This is a genomic window from Myxococcus sp. MISCRS1 (assembly GCF_026626605.1).
Lineage (GTDB): Bacteria > Myxococcota > Myxococcia > Myxococcales > Myxococcaceae > Myxococcus > Myxococcus fulvus.
The window spans coordinates 3,396,098-3,410,927 of sequence record NZ_JAPNKB010000001.1; the positions used below are offsets into that span (position 1 = coordinate 3,396,098).

13 protein-coding genes are annotated in these 14,830 nt (G+C 70.2%); 8 read left to right on the forward strand and 5 right to left on the reverse strand.

What is annotated here, in order from left to right:
* Positions 1–9: 9 nt before the first annotated feature.
* Entirely contained in the window at positions 10–1,500 is a 1,491-nt protein-coding gene (glmU, locus tag OWM54_RS13070) for a bifunctional UDP-N-acetylglucosamine diphosphorylase/glucosamine-1-phosphate N-acetyltransferase GlmU (protein ID WP_267697727.1), read from the reverse strand.
* 470 nt (positions 1,501–1,970) lie between these two features.
* Between glmU and ggt the strand changes: the two genes are divergently transcribed.
* The 3 genes from ggt to OWM54_RS13085 all read left to right on the forward strand — a co-directional run bounded on the left by ggt (position 1,971) and on the right by OWM54_RS13085 (position 6,770).
* Complete coding sequence (gene ggt / locus OWM54_RS13075; protein ID WP_267697728.1) at positions 1,971–3,767, forward strand: gamma-glutamyltransferase; 1,797 nt, start codon at positions 1,971–1,973, stop codon at positions 3,765–3,767.
* Between the two features lie 4 nt (positions 3,768–3,771).
* Positions 3,772–4,554 (forward strand): TatD family hydrolase, encoded by a 783-nt coding sequence (locus tag OWM54_RS13080; protein WP_267697729.1) that lies wholly within the window; start codon positions 3,772–3,774, stop codon positions 4,552–4,554.
* A 320-nt stretch (positions 4,555–4,874) separates the two neighbouring features.
* Positions 4,875–6,770, forward strand: a complete 1,896-nt coding sequence (locus OWM54_RS13085) for a M3 family metallopeptidase (protein ID WP_420715376.1) — start codon at positions 4,875–4,877, stop codon at positions 6,768–6,770.
* A 112-nt stretch (positions 6,771–6,882) separates the two neighbouring features.
* Here the strand turns inward: OWM54_RS13085 and OWM54_RS13090 are convergent, their stop codons facing one another.
* Positions 6,883–7,161: a hypothetical protein gene (locus tag OWM54_RS13090; protein ID WP_046711478.1), complete on the reverse strand. Its 279-nt coding sequence runs from the start codon at positions 7,159–7,161 to the stop codon at positions 6,883–6,885.
* 285 nt (positions 7,162–7,446) lie between these two features.
* On the opposite strand from OWM54_RS13090, the gene OWM54_RS13095 reads away from it, so the two are divergent.
* From OWM54_RS13095 to OWM54_RS13110, 4 genes are all read left to right on the forward strand, one after another.
* Entirely contained in the window at positions 7,447–7,692 is a 246-nt protein-coding gene (locus tag OWM54_RS13095; protein ID WP_141325909.1) for a hypothetical protein, read from the forward strand.
* A gap of 147 nt (positions 7,693–7,839) precedes the next feature.
* Positions 7,840–8,217: a response regulator gene (locus OWM54_RS13100; RefSeq protein ID WP_046711476.1), complete on the forward strand. Its 378-nt coding sequence runs from the start codon at positions 7,840–7,842 to the stop codon at positions 8,215–8,217.
* Between the two features lie 63 nt (positions 8,218–8,280).
* On the forward strand, positions 8,281–9,099 hold the full coding sequence (locus OWM54_RS13105; RefSeq protein ID WP_046711475.1) for an ABC transporter ATP-binding protein: 819 nt from the start codon (positions 8,281–8,283) through the stop codon (positions 9,097–9,099).
* The gene (locus OWM54_RS13110) at positions 9,096–10,751 is read left to right on the forward strand and encodes a hypothetical protein (RefSeq protein ID WP_223784845.1); all 1,656 of its coding nucleotides are present in this window, start codon (positions 9,096–9,098) and stop codon (positions 10,749–10,751) included. Before OWM54_RS13105 ends, OWM54_RS13110 begins: the two co-directional genes overlap by 4 nt.
* Positions 10,752–11,124: 373 nt before the next feature.
* Here OWM54_RS13110 and OWM54_RS13115 read toward each other — a convergent pair whose 3' ends face one another.
* Positions 11,125–12,366: a vWA domain-containing protein gene (locus tag OWM54_RS13115; RefSeq protein ID WP_267697731.1), complete on the reverse strand. Its 1,242-nt coding sequence runs from the start codon at positions 12,364–12,366 to the stop codon at positions 11,125–11,127.
* A 256-nt stretch (positions 12,367–12,622) separates the two neighbouring features.
* On the opposite strand from OWM54_RS13115, the gene OWM54_RS13120 reads away from it, so the two are divergent.
* Complete coding sequence (locus tag OWM54_RS13120; RefSeq protein WP_267697732.1) at positions 12,623–13,327, forward strand: hypothetical protein; 705 nt, start codon at positions 12,623–12,625, stop codon at positions 13,325–13,327.
* A 97-nt stretch (positions 13,328–13,424) separates the two neighbouring features.
* Here the strand turns inward: OWM54_RS13120 and OWM54_RS13125 are convergent, their stop codons facing one another.
* Positions 13,425–14,120, reverse strand: coding sequence for a pirin family protein (locus OWM54_RS13125; RefSeq protein ID WP_223784842.1), 696 nt, complete (start codon positions 14,118–14,120; stop codon positions 13,425–13,427).
* A 161-nt stretch (positions 14,121–14,281) separates the two neighbouring features.
* Positions 14,282–14,830, reverse strand: coding sequence for a YceI family protein (locus OWM54_RS13130; RefSeq protein ID WP_267697733.1), 549 nt, complete (start codon positions 14,828–14,830; stop codon positions 14,282–14,284).

Here is a 14,830-nt window from a genome sequence, read left to right on the forward strand (position 1 = left end):
ACCTCTCTCTCACGCCCACGCCCGCCGGAGCAAACCGAGGGATATCCGTACATCTCCGGGAGCGGCAGTCCGGCCGCCCCCCAAGCAAGAGCCACGCCCTGGCTCAACCACCCTTGGCCGCGCGACGCGCCTCTTCGCGGCCACCCAACCTTCCTTCGTCACCTGTGGCGCACGTGACACAGCGAGGCTCCCAGGAGGCACGTTTTTCGTCACCGTGGTGCCCGCCCCGACATAGGCCCCGTCGCCCACCTTCACGGGCGCCACCAGCTGCGTGTCGGAGCCGATGAAGACCCCGTCGCCCAGCTCCGTCAGGCTCTTGTTCACCCCGTCATAATTACAGGTGATGGTGCCCGCGCCGATGTTGCAGCCCGCGCCAATCCGGGCGTCCCCCAGATAAGTCAGGTGGTTGGCCTTGCTGCCCTTGCCGATCTGCGCCTTCTTCGTCTCCACGAAGTTGCCCAGATGCACGTCCTCTGCCAGCTCCGTCCCCGGGCGCAGGCGGGCGAACGGGCCGATGACGTTCCGCACTCCCACCTTCGCCTCCTCCAGCACGGAGTAGGGCTTGAGCACGGAGCCGTCCGCCACCGTGGAGGCGCTCACCACGCAGCCGGGGCCAATCACCACGCCCTCGCCGATGACGCTGCCCGCGGTCAGCGACACCCCCGGGCCCACCTCGGAGTCCGAGCCCACCACCACGTCCTCCTCGATGAAGGTGGTGTCCGGGTCGTGCAGCGTGACGCCCGCGCGCATGTGCGCGTCGTTGATGCGCCGCTGGAGCACCTTGGCCCGCGCCGCCAGCTCCACCTTGTCATTCACCCCCGCCGTCTCGGTGGCGTCCGCCACGACGGTGCCCACCGGGCCCTGCCTCGCGGCCAGCTCCACCAGGTCCGTGAGGTAGTACTCGCCCTGCGCGTTGTTCGGCTTGATATCGGCCAGCGCCTTCCAGAGGAAGGCCGCGTCGACGGAGTAGATGCCCGCGTTGCACTCCTTCACCGCGCGCTGCTCGGGGCTGGCGTCCTTCTGCTCCACCACCCGCGTCACCCGGCCGCCCTCGCGCAGGACGCGCCCGTAGCCGGTGGGGTCCTCGAGCACCGTCGTCACCATCGCCAGCACGCCGCCCGCCGCGTCATGCGCGGCCAACAGCGACGCCAGGGTCTCCTTGCGCAGCAACGGCACGTCCCCGTAGAGGATGAGCACGCGCCCGGAGAACCCCTTCAGGGCCTCCTCCGCGGAGCGCACCGCGTCCGCCGTACCCCGCTGCTCACGCTGGAGCGCGAAGGTGAGGGGCGCCTGGGGGAACAGGGCGCGGACCTCCTTCTCCACGCTCTCCGCTTGATGGCCCACCACCGGCACCACCGACGTGGCACCGAGTTCGAGCGCTCGCTTGAGGGGATACGCGCACAGGGGCTTTCCGAGGATGGCGTGAAGGACCTTGGCCTTCTTCGACTTCATCCGCGTGCCCTTGCCCGCACACAGCACCACCGCCGACAGAGCTGTCATGCGGCGGAGGATTAGGGACCGGGATTCGAGTCGTCAACCGGGCGAAGCTCCGAAGTCTCCGAGGTGTTGTCGGGTCGGGGCTTTGCCTGCACGGCGACACACAGCGCGTTGCTCTTCACCGTGATTCCAAAGCTGGGCTTGAGGAAGAGGGTGACCCGGCCGGAGGGCGGAACAGACCCGGGTCGGGGCTGTTTGTCTGGGATGACCGGTGCGCTCATGTGCTCCCCCACTCGCGGCTCATGATGGGGGAAGGATGCTCCCTCTGGAGGAACAATCCAAGAGGAAAAATGTTGCCGAGTTGAAATCATGGTCCGGTGCGGACAGTTCGTGCATACCGGGAGAGGTGTAGTCGCTCAGGCGCCCCCGAGTCCCGGCCCCAAGGTGTGGGTGAGTGTCCGCCGGGTAACACATCCCCTGCGACGAATGCCAGCCACAAGGTATTGATTGCGCCCCGAGGAGGGGTGGATTCCGTGAACGACACGAGCTTCGAGAAGCAGGCCCCGCGCACGCGCGCGAAGGTGCTGGAGGCGGCGGCGCTGGTGGTGCTGATGCTGGTGGCGGGCGTGGCCCAGGCGGCGCGGCCGTACCGGGGTGGCGCGGTGGCCACGGCGTACCCGCCCGCGAGCGAGGCGGCGCTGAAGATGCTCGAGAGCGGCGGCAACGCGGTGGACGCGGCGGTGGCGGCGGCCTTCGTGGCGGCCGTCGTGGGGCCCTACCACTCGGGCGTGGGCGGCGGCGGCTTCGCGCTGGTGCACGACGCGAAGACGGGCACCACCCGGGTGCTGGACTTCCGCGAGGTGGCGCCCAAGGCGGCCACGCGCGACATGTTCGTCAGGGACGGCAAGGTGGTGCCGGGGCTGTCCACCGACGGCGTCTTGAGCGTCGCGGTGCCGGGCGCGGTGGCGGGCTACCTGGAGCTGCTCGAGAAGCACGGCACCCTGCCGCGCGCCGTGGTGCTGGCGCCGGCCATCGAGGCGGCGAAGAAGGGCCTGTGGGTGACGCCCCGCTACCGCGCGCTGGCGGAAGGCCGGCTGGAGTGCCTGCGCAAGGACCCGGAGGCCCGCCGCATCTTCCTGACCAAGAACGAGCAGGGCGAGGCCATCATCCCCCCGGTGGGCCACCTGGTGCGCCAGCCGGACCTGGCGCGCACGCTGACGGCGGTGTCGAAGAGCGGCGCCAGGGGCTTCTACGCGGGCAGCGTGGCCAAGGGCATCGTCGACACGGTGAAGGCGGGCGGCGGCATCGTCACGCTGGAGGACCTGTCGTCGTACAAGACGCGCGAGCGTCAGGCGCTGGAGGGCAGCTACCGCGGCCACCGCATCCTCACCATGCCGCCGCCGAGCGCGGGCGGAGTGGCGGTGCTCCAGGTGCTGGGCGCCATGGAGCAGCTCAGGCCCCAGGGCTTCACCTGGAGGGAGCCGGACAGCGTGCACCTGTACGTGGAGGCGCTGCGGCGCGCGTACGTGGACCGGGCCAGGTACCTGGGCGACCCGGACTTCGCGGACGTGCCCACCCAGCGGCTCATCTCCAAGGGACACATCGCGGACCTGGCGGGCTCCATCGACCCGAAGAAGGCCACCTCCAGCCTGGCGCTGCTGCCGCAGGCGGCGGGCACGCAGCAGGGCTCCACGCTGACGGACAAGCCCACCACGCTGACGCCGGAGCCGGAGCGCAAGAACACCACGCACATCTCCATCGTCGACAAGCAGGGCAACGCGGTGGCGCTGACCACCACGGTGAACTACAGCTTCGGCTCGTGCGTGGTGGCCAAGGGCACCGGCGTGCTGCTCAACGACGAGATGGACGACTTCGCCGCGCAGCCCGGCGTGCCCAACGCGTACGGCCTCGTCACCGGCGAGCCCAACGCCGTACACCCCGGCAAGGTGCCCCAGTCCTCCATGTCCCCCACGCTGGTGTTCTCCAAGGAGGACCCGAAGAAGGTGATGCTCGCGGTGGGCAGCCCCGGCGGCTCCACCATCCCCACCACCGTCATCCAGGTCATCAGCAACGTGGTGGACGGCGGCATGGACGTGGTGCGCGCGGTGAACGAGGGCCGCGTCCATCACCAGTACCTGCCGGACGAGCTGTGGGTGGACCGCTGGGGGCTGGAGCCCGCCACGCTGTCGGCGCTGGAGGCCAAGGGCCACAAGGTGCGCCGCGTGGAGCAGTGGGGCGACGCGGAGGCCGTCTTCGTCGACCCCAAGACGGGGCTGCGCTTCGCCGCGAGCGACCCTCGCAACGAAGGTGTCTCCCTGGGACAGGATTGACGCCGTGGCCGAGCCCCTCCCCATCTTCGACGCGCACCTGCACCCCGAGGGCCTGAGCGACCAGGACCTGGAGTCGATGCGCTTCTTCGGGGTGGAGCGGGCGCTCGTCGTCGCGCACCACTTCCCAGAGCCCACGTCCAAGGCGCTGCTGCGCCACTTCGACGACATCGTCGAGCGACAGCTCCCCCGGCTGGAGAAGCTGGGCATCCGCGCGTACGCCGCGCTGGGCGTCCACCCGCGCTGCATCCCCCGGCGCGGGCTGTCGGAGGTCCTCTCCACGCTGCCCGACTACTTCCAGGGCGGCCGCGTCGTCGCGCTCGGCGAGACGGGGCTGCACGCCGGCGGCGAGGAGGAGGAGGAGGCCTTCCTCGAGCAGCTCGCCCTGGCGCGCCGCCTCAAGCTGCGCGTCGTGGTGCACACGCCGCTCTCCGACAAGGAGCGACACACGCGCCGCATCCTCACGCTGCTGCGCCAGTCCGGCGTGCTGCCCTCTCGCGTGCTGGTGGACCACGCCAGCGCGCGCACCGTGCGCACCATCCTGGAGGTGGGCCACTGGGCCGGGCTGACGCTGCACCCCGAGGCGCTCGTCGCCGAGCGCGCCGTCATCCTCGTGCGCAGGCTCGGCAGCGAGCGGCTGGTGCTCAACTCCGACGCCGGCGACGGCGCGGGCGACATCCTCGGCCTCGCCCGCGTCACCAACCTCCTGTCCAAGGCCCGCCTGTCCGAGCGCCTCGTGCGCCGCGTCACCCGCGACAACGCCGCCCGCTTCTTCCAGCTCACCCCCTGAGCCACCCTCGCCGGCCCCTTTTCAGGCCCGCATGGATTGGCCCCGCGACTCCGCTTTCACTGAAATTTTGCAACAAACTGGACTCCCATCCGTCCTCTTTGCGAAAGCGGGTACGGGTTAGCCCCCAGGTGGCGCGCTCCGCTTCCACACTTGCCGGTTCGGGAGGGCCTTTGCGTTTCAGGTTCGTCATCGTCGTCACGCTGCTGCTGGCGGGCTGTACGGGCCCGTCCCGGCAGGGCCCTGTCCGCGCGGGCGACGCACGAGGCGCGCTGCTGGTGCCGGACGCGGGGCGGCTGCTGGCCACGAGCCCCTCGCGGTTCATGGAGGCGTGTCGGCGCGACATCCAGACGGCGCGCGCGGCGGTGGCGAAGCTGACGGCGCCGTCCACGCGAGCGGCGCCCGAGGTGGACGTGCTCACCACGTACGACGACGCGATGGCGCTGCTGGACGACGTCGTGGGGCGCTCGGGCATCGGCGCCAACGTGCATCCGGACGCGGCCTTCCGCGCCGCCGCCGAGCGGTGTGAGCAGGCGGTGGAGCGGGTGCGCACGGACATCGCGCTGGACCGGCGCGTCTACGACGTGCTGTCGGGGCTGACGCTCGCGGGCCAGGACGCGGTGACGCGGCACTGGATGGCGCGGGTGCTGCGCGGCTTCAAGCGCGCGGGGGTGGACCGCGACGAGACGACGCGCGAGCGCGTGCGGCAGCTGCAGGAGGAGCTCATCCTGCTGGGCCAGGAGTTCAGCCGGCACATCCACGAGGACGTGCGGCACCTGGACGTGGCGCCCTCGGCGCTCGCGGGCCTGCCGGAGGACTACGTGCGCGCGCACCCGCCGGGCCCGGACGGGCGGGTGCGGCTGCGCACGGACACGTCGGACCTGGGCCCCTTCATGACGTACGCGCGCGACACGGCCACGCGCGAGGCGCTGTGGCGGCTGGGCCGGCGCCGGGGCCACCCGCGCAACCTGGTGACGCTCGCGCGCATGCTCCAGGCGCGCCACGCGCTGGCGACGCTTTTGGGCTACCCGACGTGGGCGGCGTACGCGGCCGAGGACAAGATGGTGAAGCGCCAGGACGTGGCGGCGGACTTCATCGAGTCGCTGTCCACCACCGTCACCGGGCGCGTGCGCGAGGAGTACGACGCGCTGCTCGAGAGGAAGCGCCGCGACGAGCCCGAGGCCACGCGCGTGGAGCCCTGGGAGCAGGCCTTCCTGGAGGACCGGGTGCGCGCCGAGCGCTTCCGCTTCGACTCGCGCGAGCTGCGACCCTACTTCGAGTACACGCGTGTGAAAGAGGGCGTGCTGGACCTCACCGCGCGCCTCTTCGGGCTCACCTACCGGCGCGTGGTCGACGCGCCCGTGTGGCACCCGGACGTGGAGGTCTACGACGTCCTCGAGGGCCCCGTGCGCCTGGGCCGCTTCTACCTGGACATGCACCCGCGCCCGGGCAAGTACACCCACGCGGCGCAGTGGGACCTGGCCGTGGGCCGCGCGGGCAAGGCGCTGCCCGAGGGCGTGCTCACGTGCAACTTCCCCCGCCCCGGCGCGCGCCCGGCGCTCTTGCAGCACTCCGAGGTGCGCACCTTCTTCCACGAGTTCGGCCACCTGCTGCACCACCTCCTGGGCGGCCGCACGCGCTGGGCGGGGCTGTCCGGCACGCGCACGGAGGTGGACTTCGTGGAGGCGCCCGCCCAGGTGCTGGAGGAGTGGGCCTGGAGCGTGGAGACCCTGCAGCGCTTCGCCCGGCACATCGACACGGACGCGCCGCTGCCCGAGGACCTCATCACGCGGATGCGCCGCGCGGACTCGTTCGGCAAGGGGCTGTGGGTGCGCCAGCAGCTCTTCTACGCCGCCGTCAGCCTGCACCTGCACGACGGAGACCCCGCCGGCCGCGACTCCACCGCGCGCGTGCTGGCGCTCCAGGAGCGCTACCTGCCCTTCCGCGCCGTGGACGGCACCTACGCCCACCTGGCCTTCACCCAGCTCGACGGGGACTACTCGGCGCTCTACTACACGTACCTCTGGTCGCTCGTCATCGCCCGCGACCTGCTCACCCCGTTCGAGGCGCACGGGCTGATGGACGTGGAGACGGCCCGGAGGTACCGCGACAAGGTGCTGGCGCCCGGGGGCTCCGAGGACGCCGCGGACCTGGTGCGCGACTTCCTGGGACGGGGCTACGACTTCGGGGCCTACTCGCGTTGGCTGGAGGGCCGCTGACGCGTCACGCCGGAGGCTGTAAATTCAAAGGGCCCCGCGATGTGAATCGCGAGGCCCCTTGTGTTGTGAATCCGTCAAACCGGCTCCGCCGCGCTCACGAGGAGCGCGGGAGTCAGTGCACCGCGGGTGCGGACGGAGCCACTTCGGGCTGGAGGGTGATGGCCTGCGCCTCCGGATCCAACCGGACCTGCACGGGCACGCCCTGGTAGCGGTACTGGGCCAGCGAGTCCGCCGCCCCGTCGAGCAGCAGCTGGTAGCGCTCCTCCAGCTCCACCGCGATGAGCAACATGGTCTCACCCGCGTCCGCCACGCCCGGGCGGTACACCTGGCACCGCTGGAACCGCGCCCAGCGACCGTTCTGCATCTTCACCAGCTCGCCGTCGTAAGCCATGCGCAGCTCCTTTGCGTCCAATGCGACGTGGGCAATGTAGGGATCAATTAACTTCCTGTCATCCCCCCTCTTGAAAATTCGTTAAGCGCCTTTGATATCCGTGGGTTACGCGACAGTCAGGGGGTGCGGGCGAGCGAGGTCCGCGGTGACTGCTCAAAAATGTAAATTTGCTGGGCCGTCAATCCGGTTAAGGGGCCTGGCGGCGCCCGGTCTGGAGGCCCGCGCGGCGCCCGGGCCCCGTGGGGGCGGTGGCGCGGGGCGTCGGGGTCTCCTAGATTTGGAGGAATGAGGTTGCCAGGGCTGTTCCGCAAGGAGCGAACCACCATCAAGAACGCCGATGCCCAGGACCACGCCGAGAAGTTGTTGGCGGAGTCCTTGAGGCTCTTGAGCCAGGTGTGCACCAAGGTCGCGGACGCCATCGAGTCCCAGCGACTGTCTCGCCAGGGCTACGCGCACAACACGTACCTGCGCCGCACGGACACCGCCCAGGCGCCCGGCGACGCGGACGTGACGAAGAAGACGCACGAGTGACGCGGGTCCCGAGGATGGCTGTATCCCGAGGGTGGTTGGCTGTTGAAAAGTCGCGTGCCCCCTTCCGGAATCCCGCAGCCGTTCCCATCTTGCGGCCCATAGAATCCCGCGGTTAGAGACGCCGCAGCTCCCCTCTGAGGCCCTGCCATGTCCCACATCCTGGTCGTCGATGACGACGCGAGTCACCGCACGCTCATCTGCGATGCCCTCGAGGAGATGGGTTACCAAACCGCCCAGGCCGCCAATGGCCGGGAGGCGTTGGATCATCTCGAGGGCGACATGCCCGCCGCCGTGCTGCTGGACCTGCGAATGCCGGTGATGAGCGGCTGGGGGTTGCTCGACGCGCTGAAGAAGATGCCGCGCGCTCGGGGACTGCCCATCATCATCATCTCGGGCTACGGCTTCGAGTGGGAGGCGGAGCTGGTGGGCGCCGCCGGCTACATCTCCAAGCCGGTGGACCTGGACAAGGTCCGCCAGACGGTGCAGCAGATCGTCGGCATGCCGGAGATGACGTTCGTGCACTGACGCCTCCGGGCCCCGGGTGGGGTTGTCGGCGGGGTGCCGGCTCGGGTGAGATGGCGCCACTTCATGACGCCCTCCCCTTCCGATGAACTGGCCGTCGACGCGCGCGGACTCGTCAAGCGCTTCGGTTCCTTCACCGCGCTCAACGGCCTGGACCTCCAGATTCCGAAGGGGGCCTTCTACGCGTACCTGGGCCCCAACGGCGCGGGCAAGTCCACCAGCATCGCGCTCCTGACGGGCGTGTATGGCCCCGACGCGGGCAGCATCCGCATGCTGGGCGTGGACGCGGTGCACAAGCCCATGGAGGTCAAGCGCCGGGTGGGCGTGGTGCCCGAGGAGCTGAGCCTCTTCGAGCGGCTCACCGGCCGGCAGTACCTGACGTTCTGCGCGCGCATGTACGGCCTGGACGGCGACGAGGCGGCCTCGCGCGCGGCGGAGCTGCTGGAGCTGACGGAGCTGACGTACAAGGCGGGCGCGCTCGTCGCCGAGTACTCCAAGGGGATGCGGCGCAGGCTCGCCATCGCCGCGGCGTTGATCCACGCGCCGGAGCTGGTGCTGCTCGACGAGCCCTTCGAGGGCATCGACGTGCTGGCCGCGGGCGTCATCCGGGAGCTGCTGCGCGAGCTGTCGCGTCGCGGGGTGACGCTGCTGCTCACCACGCACGTGCTGGAAATCGCGGAGCGGCTGGCGACTCACGCGGGCATCATCCAGGGCGGGCGGATGCTGGACCAGGGGACGGTGTCGTCGCTGCTCGGACGCTACGACTGTCCGTCGCTGGAGGCGGTGTTCGAGAAGCTCATCGCGGTGCCGGCCTCGCGCAACGCGCGCCTGTCCTTCTACGGTGAGGCGCCCGCGCCCGTCGTCGCGCTGCGGGAGCCGGCATGAGCCGCCCCGCCGTCCCGGGCTTCTTCCGGCACCTCTTGTTGTTGTGGGGGCTGCGCTTCGACATCGGGCTGAACCAGGGGCCGGGCAAGAGCCGGCTCCTGGCGGTGGGCGCGTTCCTCGCGTCCAGCGCGCCGGGTGTGTTCTTCGGCCTGTTCTTCTTCGGGCTGATGCGGCTGGGCCCGGTGGCCCGGAGCGACGTGTGGCCGTACTTCATCCTCAACCTGCTGTGCTTCGTCACCTTCTCCGTCTGGGTGACGTGGCCGCTGTTGTCCGCGGGCGTGGATGACCACTCGGAGCTGAGCCGGTACGCGGCCTTCCCCATCTCGCCATTCCGGCTGCTCATCGCCTCCACGGTGGCCAGCCTCTTCGAGCCGCGCGCGCTGGTGTTCTACGCGCCGCTCACCGGCGCGGCGCTGGGCTTCGCGTCGGTCAACCGGCTGTGGGCGCCGTGGCTCGCGGTGGTGCTGTACGTCTTGTTCGCGCTCCTGTGCGCCGCGTGGAGCCGGGTGGCGCTGTACGCCGTCATCAACGTGCTGCGCGAGAAGCGCAGCGCGGAGATCATGGGCGGCGGCCTGCTGGCCTTCCTGGTGGCCGCGTCGTTCATCCCGCCCATCGACACGTCGTGGCTGACGGCGGTGGGCACCGAGGGCGTGGACGCGCTGGACATGAGCCTCATCATCAACGCGGCGGTGGCGCTGGGCCGCGTGCCGCCAGGCTTCTTCGGGGACGGGCTGGGGCAGCTCGCATGGTTCCGCCCGCGCGTGGCGATGGCGGAGGCGGTGGGCCTGTTGTTCTTCGCCGCGCTGGGCATGGGCGTGGCGTACGCGCTGCTCATGCGCTTCCACCGGCAGGCGGGGCGAGCGGGGCCGCAGTCGAAGGACTCGCAGGATGGGAACCCGTTCGCGCGCACGCGCACGCGCTTCTCCACGCTGGTGACGCGCGAGGCGCTGGACCTGTGGAGAAACCCGCGCGCGAGGCTGCTCGCGTCGGTGCCCTTCATCCTGGCCATCCTGCTGAAGCTGCTGTCCGGGCGGGACCTGTTCGTGTTCCTGCTGGGGGCTTCCGCGGACACGTGGTTGATGGGCGGCTTGTGCATCTATGGCGCGGTGGTGATTGCGTCCACGTTCTCGCAGAACACATTCGCCTATGACGGGCAGGGCTTCGCGGCGTTCCTCGCGGCGCCGCTGAACCTGGCGGAGGTGCTGCACGCGAAGAACCGGGTGCAGGCGGCGGCCGCGCTCGGGATGGCGGTGCTGGTGGCGCTGTTCTACCGGGTGTACTTCGGCTTCGGCACGTGGGTGGACATCGCGTGCGCGCTCGCCGCGGTGGTGGGCGTGCTGCCCATCCTGATGGCCGCGGGCAACTTCCTGTCGCTCTACTTCCCGGTGAAGTTCCACGCGAACCTCAAGCGGCGCGACAAGGTGCCCCTGACGGCGTCGATGCTCGGCATCGTCGCGGCCAGCATCGGGTGCATGCCCTTCGGCTGGACGTTGAAGCTCGCCGGCAAGGACGGGCCCACCTGGCAGTCCGCGATGATGATCGCGCTGTGCGCGGGGCTCTACCTGGCCATCTACCGGGCCTCGCTCCCGCTGGCGCTGCGCCTCTTGGACCGGCGGCGCGAGGCCATCCTCCAGGCGGTGACGCGCGAGTAGCTCGTCGCGCCGACGAGCCCCGCGCCGCGACGCGAGCAGACTCCACGCAAGGAGCGACTCCTTCTCCGGACGCATCGCACCGGGCGGCGTCGCGAGCAGACTCCACGCAAGGAGCGGCTCCTTCTCCGGACGCATCGCACCGGGCGGCGTCGCGAGCAGCGGCCTTGCGAGGGGCAGCCCGTCTCGTGCGGCACCACATCAAGTAGCGTCGCCACGCCGCGCCGACACGCATGCGACTCTGGCGCCGGAGCCCCCCGCTCCGGCCGCCCAGAGACTCAGTACGTCACGCCGTGCCGCGCGGCCTGCGCCTTGACGCCCTTCATCACGTTGGCGTCGAAGGCGTCCTCCTTCTCGGGGCGGCCGCCCAGCGACCTCAGTACGTCACGCCGTGCCGCGCGGCCTGCGCCTTGACGCCCTTCATCACGTTGGCGTCGAAGGCGTCCTCCTTCTCGGAGCGGTTCTTCGCGAGCCACGCCTCGCGCTCCGCGGCCAGCTTGGAGGCCTTCGCCTCCAGCACCTTCTTCTCCTCGCCCAGCTGCTTCACCTTCGCCGCGCGCGCCTTGTCATCCAGGCCCTTGAGTTCATCGGGCAGCTCGTCGGCACTCACCCGAGCGAGTGCCCCCGGCGCGACCACCAGGTCCACCGCGCCATCCACCGCGACGGGCGCGCTGCTCGGAGCGGCGGCGCCGGACGAGCCCTTGTCCGCCGTCTTGCGCATGTAGCTGATGCGCTCCGACGCGGCCTCCGGCGCCAGCTCCGCCATCGCCTTGGCCCGCTCCTTGTTCTTCGCCTGGACCGCCGCCTTGCCGGTGTAGAGCGTCTTGGAGGCCAGCTCCGAGTTCACCTTCGCCAGCTCCGCGTCATAGGGCGTGGTCACCGCCACCATGCCGCCGGACTGGTCGATGGAGTCGTAGGTGCCGTCCGTCAGCTTCGCCACGAACTTCCACGACTTCTGCGTCTCGGCATCCAGACCGCACCGCACCGTGTTCACCACGATGTGCTTGTCGCGCGCCCGCTGCGCCCAGTGCTTGAAGTCCCAGTCGTCGTTGCGCGCCGCGGGAGGCGCGTCCCCCACCAGGAAGATGGCCTTCATCACCGTGCGGTCCTGGCTCCACGACAGCTTCGACACCGCCTCACCCAACCCGCGCCCCACGTGCTCGGGCGTGTCTCCTCCACCGCCCGCCTGGAAGCGGCGCAGGTTCGCGAACACCGTGTCCAGGTCGTCGCTCAGGTCGAAGCGCTTCGTCACGTAGTCATCGCCGACGTCCCGGTACGCCACCAGGCCGACCTTCAGGTGCGGCGTGGGCCGACCCTGCGCGATGCGCGAGGCGATGGAGTAGATCTTCTGCTTGGCCCCTTCCAACAGGCCGCTCATCGAGCCCGTCGTGTCCAGCACGAACACCACCTCGATTTCGGGCCGGGCCGCCTTCACCTCGACCTTGTCCTGGACCTTGGGGGCCACGACGTCCTGGACCTTGGGAGCCACGTCGCCCTGCGGCAGGGCAGGCGTGGTGACCGCGGCCCTCGGCAGCGACTCGGCCAGCGCGGGGGTGGAGGACAGGGTGAGGGCGAGCGCGGCCGACAGCACGGCCCGCGACAGGGACGAAAGGTCCATGGCGAAGAACTCCGGAGGAAGGGTCTGCGTGGAAAAAGGGGTGGCTGCGCGCGCGTTCCCCTCCATGAACGGACCAGCCCGTCCAAAGGTCTACGCCCCCCACATTTCGCCGAGGAATGCCCCTGAATCCCGGACGTTGGGATGTCCTGCTTCCTTCACGCCGCCGATGTCGCTCCGCGCACGCTGTCCATCCGGGCGGCTTGCTCCACGGGGGGCGGCGGTTTCATGCTGAGCCGTTCCCGGGAGAACCACGCCCATGATGCCCGTCCTCCGCCGAAGCCTCTTCCTCCTCGGCTGTCTGCTCGTCGCCTCGTGCAACAGCAACTCGCCCTACTACCGGCTCCAGTTCACCATGCCCTGGGCCGTGAGCCTCGAGCCCGGCCAGTCCACCCAGTTCGAGGTGACGCTCAACCGCGTGGGCGACCAGCCCGGGGAGCTCCGCGTGAACATGGAGTCCGCGCCCGAGGGCATCACCATGGCGCCCGAAATCATCGTCCCCGAGGGCGAGGGCATCACCACCCAGATGGTCACCGTCAGCGTCGCGCAGGACATCGCCGTCACCGGCGCCCAGCGCACGCTGCTCCTGGCGAACGACTCCGGCAAGGACCTGGTCTCCGGCGCCGAGCTCTACGTCGTGGTCCTCCCGGCCACCACCAGCCAGCCCGACTTCTCCATCGCCCTCGCGCAGCGGCAGCTCACCCTGTTCGTCGGACAGTCAGAGCTCACGCCCGTGCAGCTCACGCGCGCCGAGGGCTTCACCGGCCCGCTGACGCTCACCCTGGAGTCCGACTCGCGGCGCATCACCGCCCAGCCTGTCGTCGTCCCCGGTGACCAGGCGTCCGCCAACATCCTCATCGCCACCACGACGAGCGTCGCCCGCATCCCCGTGGCCGTCACCGTGGTCGCCACCGCCGAGGACGGGCGCACGGCCAGGACCAGCCTCACGCTCGACATGCGCTGAAGTCCCAGGACGCACGAGGGCCGGGGAGCAGGGACCTTCATCCAGGTCCTCGCCACCCGGCCCGGGTGCGACTCGCGAACGCCCGGCGCTCACGCGCTCAGGCCATGTCGAACAGCAGCGCCTCCACCGGCGTGTCGGCGGTGAGCACCAGCTTGTCCTCGGACGACACCGCCACGCCGTCCCCCGCCTTCACCTTCACGCCGTTCAGCGTGCCCGAGCCCCGCGCCACCTGCACCCAGGCGTGACGCCCCGGCGAAAGCGCGTACTCGGCGGACTCGCCCTTGCCCAGCAGCGTGCCGTGCAGCAGCAGGTCCTGGTGCACCGTCAGCGAGCCCTCCCGCCCGTCCGGCGACGCCACCACCCGGAAGCGCCCCTGACGCTCCTTCGCGTCGAACGCCTTCTGCTCGTAGCCCGGCTTCAGGCCCTTCTCCTTCGGGAGGATCCAGATCTGCAGCATGTGCAGCGGCTCCGAGAAGTTGTTCATCTCGCTGTGCACCACGCCCGTCCCCGCGCTCATCCGCTGCACCTCACCCGGCTGGATGACCGCCTGGGTGCCCATGCTGTCGCGGTGCTCCACCTTCCCGCCCAGCACGTAGGTGATGATCTCCATGTCCCGGTGCGGGTGCATGCCGAACCCGCGCTGCGGCGCCACGGTGTCCTCGTTGATGACCCTCAACGTGCGGAACCCCATGAAGTCCGCGTCGTAGTAGTCCGCGAACGAGAACGTGTGATGCGTGTCCAGCCAGCCGTGGTTGGCATGGCCCCTCTCCTCTGCATTCCGGACGTAGATCATCGCCTGCCTCCCTTTCCCTTCGAGTTGCAACTCAGATGCATCAACCTCGCCCCGCGTTGCGGGGCGCGACAGGAGCCCGCCACCCACCAGGCCCGAGGCTCCGACCAACAGCCCGCCCGTCACGGACCTGCGGGACAGCGGGCGCCCCGCCGCATGCCACTTCACGCCGCCTGCTCCGCCGCCACCGCCACCGCCTGCACGTCCAGGGTGATATCGACACGCTCACCCACCAGGAGCCCGCCTGCCTCCAGCGCCTGGTTCCACGAGAGCCCGAACTCCTTGCGCTCGATGCTGGTGCTCGCCTGGAAGGCCAGTCGCTCGTTGCCCCACGGGTCCTTCACCTTGCCCAGGAACTCCGTGTCCAGCGTCACCTCGCGCGTGACGTCGCGAATCGTCAGGTCGCCCACCACGCGGTAGTGCCCCTTGCCCGCGTCCTGCACGCGCTTGCTGCGGAAGATGAGCTTGGGGAACGCCACCGCGTCGAAGAAGTCCGGCGAGCGCAGGTGGTTGTCACGCTGCTCCACGCCCGTGTCGATGCTCGCCGCTTCAATCTTCACCTCCGCCGAGCCCTGCGACAGGTCGTCCCCGTTCACCACCACCTTCCCCTCGAACTTCGTGAACCGGCCGTGCACCTTCGCCACCACCATGTGGCGAACCATGAAGCCGACCGTCGTGTGCGCCGCGTCCAACTGCCAGGTCTTGAGGGCCAT

Bases quoted from the DNA above. Each gene is read 5' to 3' on its own strand.
- OWM54_RS13125 (WP_223784842.1), bottom strand. From the start codon at position 14,120: ATGATCTACGTCCGGAATGCAGAGGAGAGGGGCCATGCCAACCACGGC.
- OWM54_RS13105 (WP_046711475.1), top strand. From the start codon at position 8,281: ATGACGCCCTCCCCTTCCGATGAACTGGCCGTCGACGCGCGCGGACTC.
- OWM54_RS13085 (WP_420715376.1), top strand. From the start codon at position 4,875: ATGGAGGCGTGTCGGCGCGACATCCAGACGGCGCGCGCGGCGGTGGCG.
- glmU (WP_267697727.1), bottom strand. From the start codon at position 1,500: ATGACAGCTCTGTCGGCGGTGGTGCTGTGTGCGGGCAAGGGCACGCGG.
- OWM54_RS13090 (WP_046711478.1), bottom strand. From the start codon at position 7,161: ATGGCTTACGACGGCGAGCTGGTGAAGATGCAGAACGGTCGCTGGGCG.
- OWM54_RS13095 (WP_141325909.1), top strand. From the start codon at position 7,447: ATGAGGTTGCCAGGGCTGTTCCGCAAGGAGCGAACCACCATCAAGAAC.
- OWM54_RS13100 (WP_046711476.1), top strand. From the start codon at position 7,840: ATGTCCCACATCCTGGTCGTCGATGACGACGCGAGTCACCGCACGCTC.
- OWM54_RS13110 (WP_223784845.1), top strand. From the start codon at position 9,096: ATGAGCCGCCCCGCCGTCCCGGGCTTCTTCCGGCACCTCTTGTTGTTG.
- OWM54_RS13115 (WP_267697731.1), bottom strand. From the start codon at position 12,366: ATGGACCTTTCGTCCCTGTCGCGGGCCGTGCTGTCGGCCGCGCTCGCC.
- OWM54_RS13120 (WP_267697732.1), top strand. From the start codon at position 12,623: ATGATGCCCGTCCTCCGCCGAAGCCTCTTCCTCCTCGGCTGTCTGCTC.
- OWM54_RS13130 (WP_267697733.1), bottom strand. From the start codon at position 14,830: ATGGCCCTCAAGACCTGGCAGTTGGACGCGGCGCACACGACGGTCGGC.